General features: G+C 57.2%; 14 protein-coding genes. 7 read left to right on the top strand and 7 right to left on the bottom strand.

All coding sequences use genetic code 11. The features are described from left to right. Positions 1-35: 35 nt before the first annotated feature. The 4 genes from glnG to K0I31_RS18465 all read left to right on the top strand — a co-directional run bounded on the left by glnG (position 36) and on the right by K0I31_RS18465 (position 5,228). Positions 36-1,445: a nitrogen regulation protein NR(I) gene (gene glnG / locus K0I31_RS18450; RefSeq protein ID WP_220059304.1), complete on the top strand. Its 1,410-nt coding sequence runs from the start codon at positions 36-38 to the stop codon at positions 1,443-1,445. A 256-nt stretch (positions 1,446-1,701) separates the two neighbouring features. Then, a complete protein-coding gene (locus tag K0I31_RS18455) occupies positions 1,702-2,592 on the top strand; it encodes a LysR family transcriptional regulator (RefSeq protein ID WP_011867356.1) in 891 nt (296 codons plus the stop codon). Between the two features lie 481 nt (positions 2,593-3,073). Beyond that, positions 3,074-3,931 (top strand): hypothetical protein, encoded by an 858-nt coding sequence (locus tag K0I31_RS18460; RefSeq protein ID WP_220079314.1) that lies wholly within the window; start codon positions 3,074-3,076, stop codon positions 3,929-3,931. A gap of 10 nt (positions 3,932-3,941) precedes the next feature. Then, positions 3,942-5,228 carry a DUF4785 family protein gene (locus K0I31_RS18465; RefSeq protein ID WP_220079315.1) on the top strand — a complete coding sequence of 429 codons (1,287 nt, stop codon included), beginning with the start codon at positions 3,942-3,944 and terminating at the stop codon, positions 5,226-5,228. Positions 5,229-5,298: 70 nt separating this feature from the next. Here the strand turns inward: K0I31_RS18465 and K0I31_RS18470 are convergent, their stop codons facing one another. From K0I31_RS18470 to K0I31_RS18490, 5 genes are all read right to left on the bottom strand, one after another. Beyond that, positions 5,299-8,409, bottom strand: a complete 3,111-nt coding sequence (locus tag K0I31_RS18470; protein ID WP_220079316.1) for an efflux RND transporter permease subunit — start codon at positions 8,407-8,409, stop codon at positions 5,299-5,301. Beyond that, a complete protein-coding gene (locus K0I31_RS18475) occupies positions 8,406-9,713 on the bottom strand; it encodes an efflux RND transporter periplasmic adaptor subunit (RefSeq protein ID WP_220079317.1) in 1,308 nt (435 codons plus the stop codon). Before K0I31_RS18475 ends, K0I31_RS18470 begins: the two co-directional genes overlap by 4 nt. Next, positions 9,706-10,359: a TetR/AcrR family transcriptional regulator gene (locus tag K0I31_RS18480; RefSeq protein ID WP_220079318.1), complete on the bottom strand. Its 654-nt coding sequence runs from the start codon at positions 10,357-10,359 to the stop codon at positions 9,706-9,708. Before K0I31_RS18480 ends, K0I31_RS18475 begins: the two co-directional genes overlap by 8 nt. A gap of 133 nt (positions 10,360-10,492) precedes the next feature. After that, positions 10,493-11,362, bottom strand: coding sequence for a cation efflux pump FieF (fieF, locus tag K0I31_RS18485; protein WP_220043590.1), 870 nt, complete (start codon positions 11,360-11,362; stop codon positions 10,493-10,495). Positions 11,363-11,427: 65 nt separating this feature from the next. Then, entirely contained in the window at positions 11,428-11,910 is a 483-nt protein-coding gene (locus K0I31_RS18490) for a Spy/CpxP family protein refolding chaperone (RefSeq protein ID WP_258406530.1), read from the bottom strand. A gap of 235 nt (positions 11,911-12,145) precedes the next feature. On the opposite strand from K0I31_RS18490, the gene K0I31_RS18495 reads away from it, so the two are divergent. Both K0I31_RS18495 and K0I31_RS18500 read left to right on the top strand, forming a co-directional pair. Beyond that, complete coding sequence (locus K0I31_RS18495) at positions 12,146-12,829, top strand: response regulator (RefSeq protein WP_220043591.1); 684 nt, start codon at positions 12,146-12,148, stop codon at positions 12,827-12,829. Beyond that, positions 12,829-14,196 (top strand): ATP-binding protein, encoded by a 1,368-nt coding sequence (locus K0I31_RS18500; RefSeq protein WP_220079319.1) that lies wholly within the window; start codon positions 12,829-12,831, stop codon positions 14,194-14,196. Before K0I31_RS18495 ends, K0I31_RS18500 begins: the two co-directional genes overlap by 1 nt. Here K0I31_RS18500 and K0I31_RS18505 read toward each other — a convergent pair. Further along, positions 14,180-14,833 (bottom strand): TetR/AcrR family transcriptional regulator, encoded by a 654-nt coding sequence (locus K0I31_RS18505; RefSeq protein ID WP_220079320.1) that lies wholly within the window; start codon positions 14,831-14,833, stop codon positions 14,180-14,182. The two genes, K0I31_RS18500 and K0I31_RS18505, sit on opposite strands and share 17 nt — an antisense overlap. Before the next feature lie 121 nt (positions 14,834-14,954). Between K0I31_RS18505 and K0I31_RS18510 the strand changes: the two genes are divergently transcribed. Beyond that, positions 14,955-15,824, top strand: a complete 870-nt coding sequence (locus tag K0I31_RS18510) for a LysR family transcriptional regulator (protein ID WP_220079321.1) — start codon at positions 14,955-14,957, stop codon at positions 15,822-15,824. A gap of 73 nt (positions 15,825-15,897) precedes the next feature. Here K0I31_RS18510 and K0I31_RS18515 read toward each other — a convergent pair whose 3' ends face one another. Further along, positions 15,898-17,025 (bottom strand): hypothetical protein, encoded by a 1,128-nt coding sequence (locus K0I31_RS18515; protein WP_220079322.1) that lies wholly within the window; start codon positions 17,023-17,025, stop codon positions 15,898-15,900. Positions 17,026-17,055 lie beyond the last annotated feature (30 nt).

Below are 17,055 nucleotides of genomic sequence, written 5' to 3' on the forward strand. Positions count from 1 at the left end.
TGACCTTAGAGCATTCAACTTAAGAGAGTAGGTGTATGACAGAAAAAGTTTGGGTTCTCGATGATGATAGTTCGATACGTTGGGTGGTCGAACGGGCGCTAAAGGGCGCCAAGATTAGCTGTGCCAGCTTCGCCGCCGCCGAATCCCTGTGGCAGGCATTGGAACAGACCCAGCCCCAGGTGATCATCTCGGATATCCGCATGCCGGGTACCGATGGCCTGACCCTGCTGGATCGCCTACAGCTGCACTATCCCCACATTCCGGTGATCATCATGACGGCCCATTCCGACCTAGACAGCGCCGTCAGCGCCTATCAGGCGGGGGCCTTCGAGTATCTGCCCAAGCCATTCGACATCGACGAGGCGATCGGACTGGTGGAGCGCGCCCTGAGCCATGCCAAGGAGCAGTCACCCAAGGTCATTAGCCAGCCCGAGGTCAAGGCGCCGGAGATCATAGGCGAGGCACCGGCCATGCAGGAGGTATTTCGCGCCATCGGCCGCCTGTCACGCTCCTCCATCAGCGTGTTGATCAACGGTCAGTCGGGCACGGGTAAGGAGCTGGTCGCCGGCGCCCTGCATAAACATAGTCCGCGCAAGGACAAGCCCTTCATCGCCCTCAACATGGCGGCGATCCCCAAGGAGCTGATTGAATCTGAGCTGTTCGGCCACGAGAAGGGCGCCTTCACCGGCGCTGCCAACGTGCGTCAGGGCCGCTTTGAGCAAGCCGATGGCGGTACACTTTTTCTCGACGAGATTGGCGACATGCCGCTGGATGTGCAGACCCGTCTGCTGCGGGTACTGGCAGACGGTCAGTTCTATCGTATCGGTGGTCACTCGCCGGTGCAGGTGGATGTGCGCATCATAGCCGCCACCCACCAAAACCTGGAGTCTCTGGTGGCCAAGGGGGATTTTCGTGAGGATCTCTTCCACCGCCTCAACGTGATCCGGGTGCACCTGCCGCCGCTGTCACAGCGCCGGGAGGATATTCCTCAGCTAGCACGCCACTTCCTGGCTACCGCCGCCAAGGAGATCAGCGTCGAGCCCAAGATACTCACCAAGGCGACCGCCGACACTCTGGCCAGCCTGCCCTGGCCCGGTAACGTGCGTCAGCTGGAAAACACCTGTCGCTGGCTGATGGTGATGGCCTCGGGCCAGGAGATCTTGCCTCAGGATCTGCCGCCCGAGCTACTGACACCCAGCAACAGCCACGACAACTCGCCCCAGGCGGGCAGCGGTGGCTGGCAGGAGGCCCTGACCCAGTGGATAGATCAACGTCTGAGCGAAGGCGAGAGCGATCTGCTGACCCAGATACAGCCTGCGTTTGAAAAGATATTGCTAGAGACGGCGCTGAAACACACCAAGGGACACAAACAGGAAGCAGCTAAGCGCCTGGGCTGGGGTCGTAATACCCTGACGCGTAAGCTGAAAGAACTCGAGATGGATTGAGTGAAAGCACCCAGCCTAGGCTGGGTGCTTTGGCGCCTCTTCCGCAGGCGTATTGTTTGCGCTAACAACAACACTCTCAGACTGACACTCGGATTCGATGACTTCACGTGGCATTGCCGCCTGCCATAAAGCCCCTACCCATAAACTTTGATTCGCTTTCATTAACCTTGCCCTCATTTTGCCAACTGGATCAAAGTAATCTTAAGGCGACTATTAGTAAAATGAATAAATAGTATCCCGTGAATGCCAAATCAGAATGAACATACCAATCAAAACCTTACATTATTTTCTCACCCTGGTTGAAACGGGAAATTTTACCCGGGCGGCGGAAAAGTCTTTTATCACCCAACCAACCCTGAGCAAGATCATCCAGCGACTGGAGGAAAATCTCGGCCAGCAGCTGCTGCACAGGAATAATCAGAAGATAGAGCTGACCCAGGCGGGCATACTGCTGGAAAACAGCGCTCGGGAGATCTTGGGGCAGTGGCACAGGCTGCAGGAAGATCTTACTAACCTGAGCGGCCTCAAGTCTGGACACCTGCGCCTTGGGGTCTGCCCCATGATGAGCAGCCTGATCATCGACCTACTCACCGCCTTTCGCCAGCAATATCCAGGCATAGAGCTACAGATGTATGAGTATGGCGGCTTCGGCTGCGAGCAGGCGCTGCTCAATAACAGCCTGGATATCGCCTTCACCGCCCTGCCCACTACCCATGACATCGAGCTGGCCAACCGCGCCCTCACCCGCTATCCGCTGCTGGCCTGCCTGCCCAAGGACCATGCCCTCGCCCAGCAGGAAGCGGTGACCTGGCAGGACTTCGAGGCCTACCCCTTCATCCTCTACAACGAGGACTTCTCGTTGGCCAAGCTGATCACCCGCCTGAGCCACAAGGCGGGCGTGCAGCTCAACATCGCCTTTCGCAGCGGCCAGTGGGACTTTCTGGCAACCATGGTAGAGGCCCAGATGGGGGTCGCCATCCTGCCCGAACCTATCTGCCACAAGTTGCAGGGCAGCGAGCTGGTGTTCAAACCTATTCGTCCCAATCTCACCTGGGATCTGGCGCTGATCTGGCGCAAAGACCTGCCGCTGACACCGGCGGCCCAGGCGCTCTTGGATCTCAGCGAGCAGGCCCATCTGCACCCTTGATAGCGGTCAAAATCTACCGGATTTTCAGCCAGCAAAACTAGGTAAGCAGTTATCTAAAACTGAGAAGCCGGTCGCCGACAGATAAAATCACTGGCTATGAGTCAGACGGCGCCCGCTTGCACAACAAAGGTGCAATTTTTTTCGCGCGTTATTCAAACGCGGGCCATGGCCGCTGACACAACATAAATAGGTGCACGCCTTTTTGTTTAAAACAATCAACCACCTAAGCTTAGTTTAACTGGTACTAAAGTACCGTTAAAAAGCCTTGCCGCCTCACTTTCCTGCCGTTAGTTTCCCTTAAGAGGTCTGACGTCCGACGTCTGACCTCTGTGTCTGAATATTTAAAACCCTGAGTAACTAAACCCTGAGTAACTAAAGCCTGAGTAACTGACACCTGAGTAGCTAACACCTAGTTACTGAAACTGGTGATTGAAACCAGGTAACAAAACCTAAAACAACATCAATTAAGAGAAATAAGCCAATGAAGATCTATAAAAAGCTCATGATGCTGGGTCTGTTTGCTGTCAGCCCATTGACTTATGCCGCTTCCGGACTCGTGTTTATCCATGGTACCGGGCATCAAACAGATGCGCTGTCGGACTATTGGACACGGGAGTTTGTCGACTCCGTCCGCCAGGGGGCTGCCTCGCCCGATAACTACCTGGTGATCAACTGCGATTTCGACCAGTACATGTGGGATGACGCCGCCGCTGGCTGCCTAGCCGGGCAACTCACCCAGTTTATCGAGAGTAAAAACATTAACGATCTTACCCTGCTGACCCACTCCAACGGCGGCAACGTGGTGCGCTGGATCCTCTCCAATCCCACCTGGGACAGTCGCTATCCCAAGATCATCAACGCCACCTCCAAGGTGATCGCCCTGGCACCATCCAGCGGCGGCACACCGCTGGCCGATGCCGTCACCCAGGGCAATGTGTTTGAGACCTCCTTGGGTTGGCTGCTGGGCTATGGTAGCGATGCGGTGAAGCAGCAGCAGGTCAGCTGGATGAGCAGCTATAACAACAGCTGGCTCTATGGCACCTCGGGTCGCCCTGCGCTGCCCTCGCCCTTCGAGGTCGTAGTGGGCTCAGATGTCGACTCCGCCTTCTGGGACGGCGACAGCTACTGCGCCGGCTATCAGTATCAGGTGGCGCTCGAGACCACACAAAACTGGCTCGACGACTGCTCGGACGGCTTCTTGGAGTGTCAGTCGCAATCGGCGGCGGGCACAGTCTGGTTCAAAGACATTCAGCGCACCGCCGGTAAGGAACCTCTGAGCCATCAGCAGAGCCGCCGCGCCTGCTTCAACCTCGACACCCTGATCCGCGACCATATCTAGGAGCCATAAGATGAAACCATCAATTAAAATGGCGAGTGTGTTCGCCCTGTCCGCCCTGCTGAGCGCCTGTCAAAACGACGATTCTCAGACAGAAAATACCCCGCAGGCCAGCGCAATGACAGTCACTCAGGTGACCCTGCTGGCACCCACCTCTGAGGATCTCACCATAGATACCCTGGCCACCACAGAGCTGCCAGCGGTCAACGGCAATCGCGGCGGCGTCAGTTTTAGCGCGCCCATGGGTGCCACGGTCCAGATCCAGGCCCCAAGCCAGCTTGATCAGAGCAGTAGCGATCAGTATTGGCGCACCGTGTCGGGCGCCGAGCTGAACAAGGGGATCATGCTGGCGGTCAGCCAGAACGATAGCGTGATCCGGGTGGCGCCGCGCGGCGATGCCAGCTCGGGGGCCCTGCAACACAGCCCGGTTATCTCGCCGGATCAGCTGCGCCTCTACAAGGTCGACAAACAGAGCGTGGATAAGTCGGCATCTATGATCCAATCCATGAGCGACCCACAGGCGATGGCGACGGCTGGCATAGTCGATGATTCCAGTGCCTTGAGGCTCGCCAAGCAGGCGACGCCCGGCGTGTATCAGCTACAGGTGGTCCAGCCCCTTGGGGCCAACGACAGCTATCTGGTTAACGTTAAGGAGAAGGGCAGCCCCTATCAGCTGGCCCTGTCGGCGCCTAACCGTCTGAGCAGTCAGGCCCCTAAGCTGGCGTTCGATCTTAAGCTGAGCAACAGCGATATCGCTCTTAGCCCGACCGCGACGCTCAAGCAGAGCGATGGTCGCTACCACAGGCTGGCCGTGGTTAAGCAGGGCGATAACTGGCAGGCCCAGCTACCGGATGAGCTGGCGATGCCCAGCAGCAACCTGGGCCTGAGCGAGATCCAGGTCGACGTCGAGACCCGGGTCAACGGCCTGCCACTGATCCGCACCGTCAAGACCGCCTTCAAGCAATATGTGCCGGCGGCCAAGCTGGCGGATCAGGCCAGCATACATTGGCAGAACGCCAGGCCGACCCAGGCGGTGTTCGAGCTGCAAGTGGCCAGCCCTGGACGCTATCAAGTGTCAGCCGTGTTAGTGGGTACGGATGCTCAGGGTAAGCAGGCCAATATCCTGCGGGCCGAGACGGCCCAGTGGCTAGACGCCGATGGCCAGGTGAGCCTGAGCTTCGACGCCGAGCAGCTCAAGGCCTCGGGTCTGGGCGCCCCCTACGCCATCAAGGCGCTGGAGCTAAAAGATCAGAGCCAGATGGCACGCCTGAGTTACCTGGGCGAGGCCGCCTCACTCTAGCTACATTCTAAAAGCGAAAGCGCCCGCTATGGTCACATAGCGGGCGCTTTTTTATTTTCTATTTAACGCCTTACAGCTCGGTATGAGGCTTCACCTTGTCAAAGTCGGCCAGGATGGCGTAGGCACAGGGGATGATAAACAGCACTAGCAGGGTGGAGGCGAAGATACCGAAGACGATCGACACCACCAGAGGCTGCACCACCTGGGCCTGCAGGCTGGTTTCCAGCAGCAGAGGCAAGAGACCCGCCGCAGTGGTCAGCGAGGTGAGAAACACCGCCCTGAAACGCTCGCGACTGGCGCTCACCACCGCCTGATGCACGCTATCTCCCTCATCCACATGGTGGCGTATGTACTGCACCAGCAGGATAGAGTCGTTCACTACGATTCCCGCCAGCGAGATGAAGCCCATGATAGAAGGCATGGAGAGGTTATAGCCCAGCAGCAGATGGCCCCAGAGCACGCCGATCAACGCCAGCGGGATCGCCAGCATCACCACGGCGGGTTCCAGATAGCTCCTGAACTGAAAACTCAGGATGGCGAACAGGCCAAACAGGCCGATGAGGAAGCCTTTGCCCATGGAGCTACCGGTCTTGGCCGTCTCCTTGGCCGAGCCTTCGAAGTCGACCCTCAGCTGAGGATAGCTCTGCTGCACCTGAGCCAGCCACTCGCGCTTTATCGCGGCAATGGTCTCGTTGGCATTGGCGCGCTGATTGTCCACATCGGCCATCACGGTCACGCTGCGCAGACCATTGATGCGCTGGATGCGCACATAGGAGCGCTGATCCAGCAGCAGGGCGATGGAGGAGAGCGGCAGCTGACTGCCATCACTCAGCATGATGGGGAAGTTGGCTAGGGCCTGTAGATCCCCTGCCTGCAACTTGTTGAGCCGCACCTCGATCTCGATATTTTCCGGCCCTACCTGCACCTCGTCGGCCAGCTGACCAAAGTAGGCGCTGCGCAGCTGGGCCGCCACCAGTTGGCCATCAATGCCGAAGCTCTCGGCGCCGGGACGCAGGCTCACCTTGATCTCCTCCTTGCCCGGACGCATGTCATCGAGTATGCCGCTGATGCCATCAAACTGCCCCAGATAACTCTGCAGCGACACGGATGCCTGTTTCAGCATATCCAGATCGTCGCCCTGCAGGCGGATCTCGATATCCCGCCCCGCCGGCCCCATGGTGGGCTGCTTGAACACCAAGGACAGCGGCATCGCCAGCTCACCCGTCTCGATACGCCAATCGCGGATAAACGCCTCGATCAGGGTATTGCGGGTCTCTGCCGACAACAGATCCAGCCTGACGGTCGCCACATGGGGGCCGCTCTCACCGGCATCGGCGTTAAAGTTGTACTGGGCCGTAATATCCCGGATCAGCTCATGCTCATCCTCCACCTCATGGGTGTATCTATCGCCCACACGCTTAGCGCTGGCGATCAGCGTCTCGACCACCTTCTGGGTCTGACTCAGGGAGCTGCCCGGCGGCAATATGATACGCGCCTCGGCGATATCACCATCCAGATCGGGGAAAGGCACAAACTTAAGCGCGCCGCCCACCACCAAAGAGACAGAGATCAGCAGCAGGCCTATGGTGGCGCCGACGCTGACATAGCGCCAGCGCACCATGAAGGCTACCAGAGTCACCAAGCTGTTATTACGAAACGCCTCGAAGCGGGTGAGAAACTTAGCCTTGAGCTCGCCGATGGAGTTAGGCTTGGTCTCCGCCTTGGCGTGTGCCAAGGAGTGATTCAGGTGATTGGGCAAGATCAGGAAGGCCTCGAACAAACTGATGGTCAGCACCATGATCAGCACGGTCGGAATGGCCGACAGTACCGCCCCCATCTGGCCATCCAGCCCCAGCAGCGCGCTGAAGATCAATACAGTCGTCAGGAAGGAGGAGACCACACCCGGAGCGACCTTCTGCACCCCCTTCACCACGGCCTCATGGGGCGCCATGCCTCTGTCGATATGGGAGGCGATCGACTCGGCGATCACTATGGCGTCATCCATCATGATACCGATAGCCATCAAAAGCCCCACCAGACTCATGAGGTTGATGGACACGCCGAACAGGCTCATCAAGTAGAGTCCGCCGAGGAAGGCGACCGGCAAACCGGCCGACACCCAGAAGGAGTAGCGCAGGGAGAAAAACAGCCACATGCTGAGGAAGACCAGGATGATCCCCTGCCAGCCGTTGGTGATCATCATCTTCAGCCTGTCTTGCAGCACGGAGGAGAGATCGTTGGTCATGGTCAGGCGCACCCCGTCCGGCGCGCGGGCCTGCTCCAGTTCGATAAACTCACTCACCTTGGCCTTGATCCGCAACGCATCGTCGGCCTTGTTCTTCTGCACCTTGATCAGCGCCGCATTACTGCCGTTGAACTGAATATGTTCCTCATCCAGCTCGAACCTGTCGCTGATGCTGGCGATATTGCCAAGACGCACCACGCTACCATCGGGGTTGGAGGCGACGATGATCTCCGCCAGCGAGGCCGGGGTGACCTTACGCTCATCGAACCTCAGCAGGATATTCTTATCCTTGAGCTCGATATTCCCCGCCGGCATCTTCACGTTCTGACGGCCAACCTTGTCGGCGATCTCGGCGGCGGTCAGCCCCAGCCTGCGCATATCCGCCTGATTGAGCTCGATGCGCAGCTGATGGTCCGAGAAGCCCGCGATGGAAACCAGGCTCACCCCGGCGTCTATCTTGAGACGACGCTTCACATCCTCGGCATAGCTCTTCAGATGTGGCCAACTGGTGTCGGCGACGATGGCGATATCCACCACGGGCTCCGCCCAGTCCAGCTCCTTGACGATGGGCGGTTCGATCTGCGCCGGGAAGTTCTGAATCGCGTTGATCTGTGTCTGCACATCCACCAGCATGCGACCCAGATCTGCCTTGGGCTCTAGCTTGAGACGCATGGAGGCTATCCCCTCCTGGGCGTCACACTTGACCTCTTCGATATTGGCCAGGCCGTCGACCGCATCCTCCATCCGCAGGCAGATGCTCTCCTCCACCTCGACCGGCGAGGCGCCCGGGTAGACCACGGTCGCCATCACATAGGGCGGGGCAAACTCGGGAAAGGTCTCGCGCTTGATACTGCTCATGTTAAGCAGACCCAGCAGCAGGAAGGCCAACATCAAGAGGTTTGCCAGGGTAGGATGTCTAGTGATGTAGGCGATCACAGCGGCGCCCCTCCCTCATTGGTAACGGGCTTGAGCGACATGCCGGGGATCGCCGGGATCAGGTCGTTGAGCACCAGGGCGTCCCCCGCCTTCAGCTCACCCTCGACGGCCACCTGCTGCTCGTGGCGGAACAGCACTTCAACAGGCTTGATCACCAGCTTCTGCTGGGCATCCATCAGATAGATCTGATTGCCCCGCAGCGCCCGCTCGGGGATCACGAAATGTTCCCTGGGCTTACCGCTGATCACCGCGCTGACAAACATCCCCTTGGTCAGCGGCGGACGTAGCAGCAGATCCATCTGGCTGAAGTCCTGCTCCACCTCCAGATAGACGCCTATGGTGGCCTGGTTGGGGTTGACCGTCTCGGCGACTCTGGTTACCCGCGCCGGCCAGCTAAAGCTATGATTGCCCGCCTGAAAACTTACCTCCGCCTGCAAGCCAAACTCGTCGATTGAAGGCATGCTTCTGGGCTGTGACGCCTGTACCAGGCTGCTGACCAGGGCGCGCATATCCTGCAAGGACAACTCCGCCTTGATCTCGGCTGTGCCTAGCCTGTGGGCCACCAGCATCACGGCACCGGCAGCCACCACCTGATCTTGCTCGATATTGATATCCGACACCCGCGCATCGAAGGGCAGCACCACCTTGGTCTGATTGAGGCGGCGCTCGGCGTCCTGCAAGGAGGCCTTGTCGACGCTCAGCTGCGCCTCGCTCACCTTGCGATCGTCGGGAAGCAGCTTGAGGGAACTCTGTAGATCTTCCACCAGCTTGGTTTGGGCCAACAGCGACTGCTTCTGATTCTCCAGCTCCGAACTCGATACCAGGTTGCGCTTCTTCAGGGTCAGCTTACGTTGATACTCCTGCTCGGCCAGCACCAGCTTCTGCTCCTCGATCTTCAGGCTGGTATTGAGGTTTTTCTCCTGTTGATCAAGACGGGTCAGCTGCGCCTGGGTGGCATGCATGCTGGCCTGAGCCTGGGCGACCTTGAGCTGGTATTCCAGTGGATCTATCTCGAGCACCAGTGTGCCCTTGGGCAGCATGCGGCCGGTTTCCAGCTGGGGATGGCGGTACAACACCTTGCCGCCCACCTCGGCCACCGCCTGCCACACATGCTTGGGCTCGACCCGGCCGAAACCGATGACTCTGGGGGCGATAGGCTGCTGGGCCAGCGGCATCACCTCGACCGCCCTAGCCTTATCGTATCCGGCCACCAGTGAGGGCGAAGGTTTAAGCAGCGCCGCCAGCACTATGGCCAGCACGCCGACGCCCACACCGACTAATAGATAGCGTTTCTTGTTATTCATCTCTCTCATCCTTCACGTCCATCAGACCACGCTGCAGTAGACGGGTATTTTGCTCGGCAAGTAGTTGTAGAAAGCTCGGCGTAAGTTCTATGCCGACCTTTTCGAGTAAGTTTTCCGGCACGATAAAGGGAAACACCATCATGGCGAAGAAGCTCAGCTGAGCGCAGTGGGCATCCACATCGTCCTTCAGCAGACCCTTCTCCTTTAATCGTTGAAATATGGCGATATTCTCGAAGTTAACCACCTCGTAGAAGGCCTTGGTCACCTCGGCGTTTTCCGGCAGGCTCTGATCCAGTCCGGCGATGCGCAGCATGAGTCTGGGAAAGTGTGGATGCTTGCTCATGACGCTGTAGTAGGTCTGTAGCAAGGCCGCCGGGCTCTCCTGGCGCGTCTCTCTTCTCGCCTTATGCAGCTGGGCCAGCACGGGCATCGCCGTCTCATGGATCATGGTGGAGAACAACTTCTCCTTGGAGCCGAAGTAGTAACGGATCAGGCCGGGGTCTGTGCCCGCCAGGTTGGCGATCTCGCGGATCGACACCTGAGCATAGGGACGTTCGATAAACAGATTTCTCGCCGCCAGGATCAGCTTATCGCGATTTTGGGTGTCGCCACTGGGACGGCCGACACGACTTTTAGCTTCTGCCATAAAAATTCCTCAGTAGAGGAATTAATACTAGAAGAACTGGATTTGAATTGGCAGGGAAATAATTCCCCTAAAATCGGGATTGTGTAGAATTTTCGGCGGCGAAACCTGGCTTGGCCTCGCCGCCTGGGGCAGCTTAGACGGGATCTTGGTGGATCAGCACTTCCACGTGCTCGAACAGGCTTCTCACCCTTGCCTCGGCGGCATCGGCAATGGCATGGGCCTCCACCAGTGGCAGTCTGCCGTCGAGCTCCAGGTGGCACTGCACGAAGGTGGTCTTGCCCGAGGTGCGGGTACGCAGATCATGAAAACCATTGATGCGCGGGTCTTTCTCTATCGCCTGGACGATTTTAAGCTTGGTATCGGCATCCAGCTCCCGGTCCAGCAGCGACTGCGCCGAGCGGTAACCCAGATCCACCGCCTGCTGACCGATAAACAGGGCGATCAGAATGGCGAACAGGCCATCGGCCCACCACCAGCCAAACTGCGACAAGACCAGGGCCAGCAGCACGGCGCTGTTGAGGAACAGATCCGATTTATAGTGCAGGGCATCGGCCTCCACTATGGTGCTGGAGGTCTTGGCCAGGGCGCGGCGTTGCAGCAGCACCAAAGCCAGGGTCAGCACTATGGCGATCACCGACACCACCACGCCCACCATGGCATGATTGATAGGCGTCGGATTGATCAGCCTGTCGCTACCATGTAGCAAGAGCAGCAGCGCAGAGCCTAGGATGAAGGCCGACTGGGCCAGGGCCGCCAGGGGCTCTGCCTTACCGTGACCATACCTGTGATCTTGGTCTGCGGGCACAATGGCGTAACGAATGGCGATGAAGTTGACAATGGAAGCCAGGGCATCGGCGAAGGAGTCGGTGAGCGAAGCCAGCATGCTGGCGGAACCTGAATAGAGCCAGGCCGCCAGCTTGATGACTATCAGGGTGAGCGCGGTCGCCACGGCGGCGCGGCTAGCCAGTTTCACCCAAAAATCGTATTGGGAAGTGTCGGTCATAGGGTCATATTACAGCTAACAATTAGCAGGGGAAGAATATGACCCAATTGTAACTCAGTTATCCCCTATGGGCGATCTCCTTTACGTCCGCCACGCTTGGCAAAATTCTCTTTAAATTTAGCCTGCTGCTCAGGGGTAAGCATTTGATAGATTTCGCGTTGCATCTTCATGCGCTCCACCGCGGCCTGCGCTCTGAGCTCACTGCGCTGGGCCGTCATGGACTTAAGATCGGCCTCGTTGAAGCTGTCTGAGGTGATCATATCCAGCATCTGCTGTTTGTGAGCCGCACGCACCTCGTCCGATGGACGCTTAGCCTGCATCGCCTCGCGGTGCGACTGCATCAGCTCCTTCATCTGAGTGCGCTGGGCATCGGTGAGATCCAGGCCGCGAAACATCTTGTGCATCTCGCCGTGGTAGCCTTTGTGATCACCACGCATCTCATGGCGACAACCGCCGTCATCCGGGCCAGCCGCATACACAGCGGGTGCCAACAGGGCGGCGCTGGTCATTAACGCAAATAATCCTGATTTTAGGGTCATCTTATTCATAATCTGCCTCTTACGCTTATCGCGGATAGTTAGTTCGCTCTGGGAAGAGCTTCGACACTAACAGTTTACGCCACCCTATGTAATGCAGGGTTTTCCTTAGGTAAACCTCTGTAAAGTTTGCGCAAAGAGTGACAATCTGCTGCCCGTCACGCCTTTACCTAGACTTACATTCTTAGACTGCAATTGACATCTAAAAGGGTATACTCAAGCTGTTATAGGTGTAGAGAGACGTACCATGAGCCAAATTCTGTTAATCGATGACGATCTAGGGCTAGCGGAACTACTAGCACAACTGCTTGAACTTGAAGGGTTTAACCTCACACTTGCCCACGATGGCGAGGCAGGACTTGCCCTGGCACTGGAACAGCAGTTCGATCTCATCCTGCTCGATGTCATGCTGCCCAAGCTCAACGGCTTCGAGGTGCTCAAGGCATTGCGATCCAAGAAACAGACTCCGGTACTCATGCTCACCGCCCGCGGCGACGAGATAGACAGAGTCGTTGGCCTGGAGATAGGCGCCGATGACTACCTGCCCAAGCCCTTCAACGATCGCGAACTAGTGGCGCGCATCAAGGCGATCATCCGCCGCACCAGCCATCAGATGGACGAGCAGCAGCCCAGCATACTGGAGTTTGCCGACATCAAGCTCGACCCCAGCCGCCAAGAGGTGGTCTGTCAGGATCAGCTGCTGATCCTGACCGGCACCGAATTTAGCCTGCTGTATCATATGATCCAGCACAGTGGCGAAGTGCTGAGCAAGGATAATCTCAGCGAGAATGTCTTGGGCAAGAAGCTGATGCCCTTCGATCGCAGCCTGGATATGCACCTGTCTAATCTGCGTAAGAAACTGCCCGAACGCGCCGACGGCCGCCCCAGGGTCAAGACCCTCAGAGGCAAGGGCTACATCTGGCTAACCTGATGAAAATTAGTAGTCTCCCCAATCGCATCTTTATCAAGCTGCTGCTGAGCTTCTGGCTCTGTAGCAGCCTGATCATCGCCATCGTCGGCCTGTTGCCGCTGCTGCAGCAGAATCACGATCAGGCCCCTATTCCGCCCCATCTGCAGGGACTGCTGGAACGCGTGGTCGAGCGCATTCAGGAAAGTCCCGAGCTGCTGACCATGAAGCGCGACAAACACTGGCACAGACTCAAGGAGATGGGCAACAAGCCGGTGCGCTTCTATGTGGCCGACGAGCAGGGCCAGCTGATCAACAATCAACGTGTCTCCCGCGGCATCCGGCGCTTCATGCTGATGGCCGACGAGGCGGGCCACCCCATCAGCCACCAATTTAAGAGCGAGCTGCTGTTTGGCCCCATGCCCTTCGAGATAGAGGGCAAACGCTACACCCTCTATGGCCGCCTCGCCGAGATGCACCCGAGGCCCTGGTTCTTCTTCTTCGCCGAGAATATCGCCCTCACGCTGACCCTGGCGATCTTGCTCTCGGGCCTCTTGTGTGGCCTGCTGGCCTGGCACTTGGGTAAGCCCCTGCGCGCACTTAAACAGAGCGCCGAGGCGGTGGCCAGCGGCGATCTCGGCCACAGGGCCGATGCTAGTACCACGGCGCGCAAGGACGAGATAGGCCAGCTGGCGCAGTCCTTTAACGCCATGGCCGACGCCATCGAGTCCATGGTCAACAGTCAGCAGCGACTGATCAGCGATATCTCCCACGAACTCAGGACGCCATTGACCCGACTGCAACTGGCCCTCGCCCTCACCCGCAAGAAGGGACAGGCCTCGACCGAGATAGACCGCATCGGCTATGAGGCGGAGCAGCTGGAGGCGATGATCGCCGAACTGTTGGAGCTGTCGCGGGTGAAGCTGGATATCCATGAGCACAAACATCGGCTATCGCTGGCCGAGACCCTGGGCCAGGTGCTGGACGATGCCGAGTTCGAGGCGGAGCAGCAACAGAAATCCCTGGTGATCGACATAAACGATAGCCTGATGCTGATGCTCAAGCCGCGCCCCCTGGCCAGGGCGATTGAGAACCTACTGCGCAACGCCATCCGCTACGCCGAGCGGGAGATCAGCATCAGCGCCGTAGCCGAGCCGAATCAGGTGATCCTCACCATCAAGGATGACGGCCCGGGCATAGAGGATGAGGCGGATCTGCAGGCGATTTTCGAGCCCTTCTATCGCCCACAATCGGCGCGAGAGCGCGAATCCGGCGGCTGGGGCCTGGGACTGGCCATCGCCAAGGCAGCGATTCAGGCCCATCAGGGCCAGATAGTCGCCAGCAACGCCAAGCCCCAAGGGCTAGAGATCACCATCAGGCTGCCGCGTTAGTGTGCTGCTGCTCTATTTGCTGCAGCCAGAGTGAGAAAGTTTGCTTACTGGGAATACGTCTATCTGAATGGCCCATTAACTGGGCCATCGCATAGCTAAATTGATAATAGGTTTGCACGTCATCACACCGCTTAAGACCATCATCGCTGTTGATCATAGTACCGCGAATATAATTCTTAAGAAGTTCGTAGCGATCAAACCCAGGACGCTCGCCCACAGCTGAGATGATGTTTTGATTCCACTTACAATATTGTGCAAGTAACTCATTAAATCTATCGCGATACTCTTCAGAGGCTTGCTGCAACAACTCTTGATTAGGCATGAGACGCTCTATCACAAAGCGCTTTTGCGCTAAGACATCATAGAGGCGCAGACAGTGATGAAACAGATAACATTCAAAGGGGTCTGTATAGCGCTGCTGTTCACTCTCGGCAGCCCTGAGCCAACCTTGGTATTGCGCACAGGCTACGGCCACCACCAAATCGGCCTCTGTGGTGAAATGATTGTAGATGGTACCCTTGGAGATCTGGCTGGCCGCAACAAGATGAGAGCGGCACAGTTCAAAACTCTGATGCCCCCTCAGACAGCGCTGCGCCACCTCAACCAGATAGACTTCTCTTTGCTCCCAACTACTCATATCGACCCCATCACACTTTCCGAAACATCTTAGTTGCAACTTCACAATCAAACGATAACAGTGTTCTGCGCCAGCGGATATTGAGTAATACTGATACCACTATGAACAATCTCAATAGCACATGTTAAAAATCGAATTACTCGAGAGTTTTATAGCGGTAGCCGAGGCGGGCAACCTGTCGAGAGCCGCCGATAAGATTTGTCGCACGCAATCGACCCTCAGCCTGCAAATCAAGAAGCTCGAGGAGAGCGTGGGGCAGGAGCTGTTGATCAGAGACAACAAGGGCGTCACACTCACCGAGTCCGGTGAGACACTGTTGAACTATGCCTATAAGATGATGCAGCTCAATTCCCAGGCACTGGATGACCTCAAGGAGTGTCAGAACCGCGAGATCATCCGCCTGGGCGTGCCGACTGACTATATCAAGCGCTACCTCGGCAGCTGCCTGCTGGAGTTCATTCGCGAATTTACCTGTATCGAGCTGGTGATCGACACAGATGTCAGCGGCAACCTCTACAAGCGTTTGCAACAGGGGGAGTTCGACCTTATCGTCGCCACCCACTGGCAGCCGCCTGTCAATGGCGAGCTCCTATTCGAGCGCAAGTTCCACTGGGTTGCGGCCAAGGGTGGTAACGCCCACAAGCGTGAAACCATTCCCATGGCTCTCTATCCGGAAAACTGCCCGATACGGGCCCAGGTATTTGCCAATCACCAGCTGACGATGAGGCCGATCAACGTGCTATTGTCGAGCCCCTCGCCACAGGCGCTGTGTATGGCGGTCGAGAACGATCTCACCATAGCCCCCATCGCCGAGTTCAGGGTCAACGACAAGATGCAGATCCTGGATCCTCTGGAGCACCAGCTACCTGTACTGCCTGTGTTTAACGAGTCCCTCTACCTCAACCCAGATACCCAGACAGATGCCACACTGCAGCTGATCACCCTGATCAAGGCGAATGTGCACAATCTGGCTGAAGTAGCTGAAGACTAACTCCATCATAAATTGACAAGAGAAAGCCAACCCTAAGGTTGGCTTTATTCAATCAGCTTCAACTCGCTGCTGGCTAGAAGTAGTAGCCGAAGTTGATGTTAATCCGCTTATCCCAGCTGTCGCCAACTTCGGGCAGGCCCACATGGCCATTGTCACGGGTGGAGGCGTACATATTCTTGCCTACTATGAAGTCGACCATGGTATAGGTGGCACCTGCCGCGATGGCGCAGCCGGTGACGTTTTGATAGCTGGTATCGTAGCTGTCATCGGCCACATCCGGGGTGACCATGCCAAAGTCGTTATAGAACTTCAGGCTGCCCCAGTCGGTGGCTAACGTCTTGGCAAGGTTAACGCTATAGGCCTGGGCCTTAGCGGCGATCTCGTACTGCCAGTTGTAGGCCGCTACGGCGATCTTATTGCTATCTAGCGCGTCTGCCGCATCATATTCATACTGCATCGCCTGCAGTTGTAGGTTCCAGCCTTTGTAGCTGCTATCCATGTGCAGTGCAACGGCATAACGGTCGCCATTGTTGCCCGTCTTATTGTTGTAGATCTGGCCATATTCGACCGAGGCACCAAACAATGTCTTGCCGCCTTCATAGCTCATCTCATAGGTTTGACGAAGGTTTAACTGGTTGGTCTCCTCGTTGTGATATTCGGTGCCATTGACGACACCGCTATAGAGATCGGTAGAGTAGCGGTCGGCGCGGCTGGCACCATATTCGGCATTCTTGTAGAAGGCCATCTCAGTGCCCCAGGCACCCTGCTTATAAACGCCTTTGACACCCAAGTCATAGTCATCTTCGAAGCCCAGGTAATAAGGCACGCCAAACCAGAAGCTGTTAGAGATAAAGCCTGGATTACCGAAAGGCACCTGATTCACCCCGAACTGCAGTTGCCACTCGGAATTGAGGTCGTAAAATCCATAGCCATAACGCAGCGCCTGCCAACCATCATAGAAGCGATACTCACTCGCCAGCCCCCAGTCGCCGAGTTTGCCGTTAAATTTGACCGCCGCCATATCGAAGGCAAGGTCACCGCCTTTGTCTTTTGAGCTCTCGCTGTAATCCTTGTAGGCGTAGTTCACCCTAACGGTGCCCGACACATCGATGCCATCTTCTTGTTCTTGCGCCTGGGCCACTCCCGCCAAAGCTAGGGGCAACAGCGCCACAACGAAAGACACATTAAACTTCTTCATCATTTCACCCTTTATTGTTAATTGCCGTGCAAC

The organism is Shewanella spartinae, assembly GCF_019457555.1.
GTDB lineage: Bacteria > Pseudomonadota > Gammaproteobacteria > Enterobacterales > Shewanellaceae > Shewanella > Shewanella loihica.

Excerpts from the sequence above, each read along its gene's own strand:
- K0I31_RS18490 (WP_258406530.1), bottom strand. The coding sequence starts at position 11,910 with ATGAATAAGATGACCCTAAAATCAGGATTATTTGCGTTAATGACCAGC.
- fieF (WP_220043590.1), bottom strand. The coding sequence starts at position 11,362 with ATGACCGACACTTCCCAATACGATTTTTGGGTGAAACTGGCTAGCCGC.
- glnG (WP_220059304.1), top strand. The coding sequence starts at position 36 with ATGACAGAAAAAGTTTGGGTTCTCGATGATGATAGTTCGATACGTTGG.
- K0I31_RS18515 (WP_220079322.1), bottom strand. The coding sequence starts at position 17,025 with ATGATGAAGAAGTTTAATGTGTCTTTCGTTGTGGCGCTGTTGCCCCTA.
- K0I31_RS18500 (WP_220079319.1), top strand. The coding sequence starts at position 12,829 with ATGAAAATTAGTAGTCTCCCCAATCGCATCTTTATCAAGCTGCTGCTG.
- K0I31_RS18465 (WP_220079315.1), top strand. The coding sequence starts at position 3,942 with ATGAAACCATCAATTAAAATGGCGAGTGTGTTCGCCCTGTCCGCCCTG.
- K0I31_RS18455 (WP_011867356.1), top strand. The coding sequence starts at position 1,702 with ATGAACATACCAATCAAAACCTTACATTATTTTCTCACCCTGGTTGAA.
- K0I31_RS18510 (WP_220079321.1), top strand. The coding sequence starts at position 14,955 with ATGTTAAAAATCGAATTACTCGAGAGTTTTATAGCGGTAGCCGAGGCG.
- K0I31_RS18480 (WP_220079318.1), bottom strand. The coding sequence starts at position 10,359 with ATGGCAGAAGCTAAAAGTCGTGTCGGCCGTCCCAGTGGCGACACCCAA.
- K0I31_RS18460 (WP_220079314.1), top strand. The coding sequence starts at position 3,074 with ATGAAGATCTATAAAAAGCTCATGATGCTGGGTCTGTTTGCTGTCAGC.
- K0I31_RS18475 (WP_220079317.1), bottom strand. The coding sequence starts at position 9,713 with ATGAATAACAAGAAACGCTATCTATTAGTCGGTGTGGGCGTCGGCGTG.
- K0I31_RS18495 (WP_220043591.1), top strand. The coding sequence starts at position 12,146 with ATGAGCCAAATTCTGTTAATCGATGACGATCTAGGGCTAGCGGAACTA.
- K0I31_RS18505 (WP_220079320.1), bottom strand. The coding sequence starts at position 14,833 with ATGAGTAGTTGGGAGCAAAGAGAAGTCTATCTGGTTGAGGTGGCGCAG.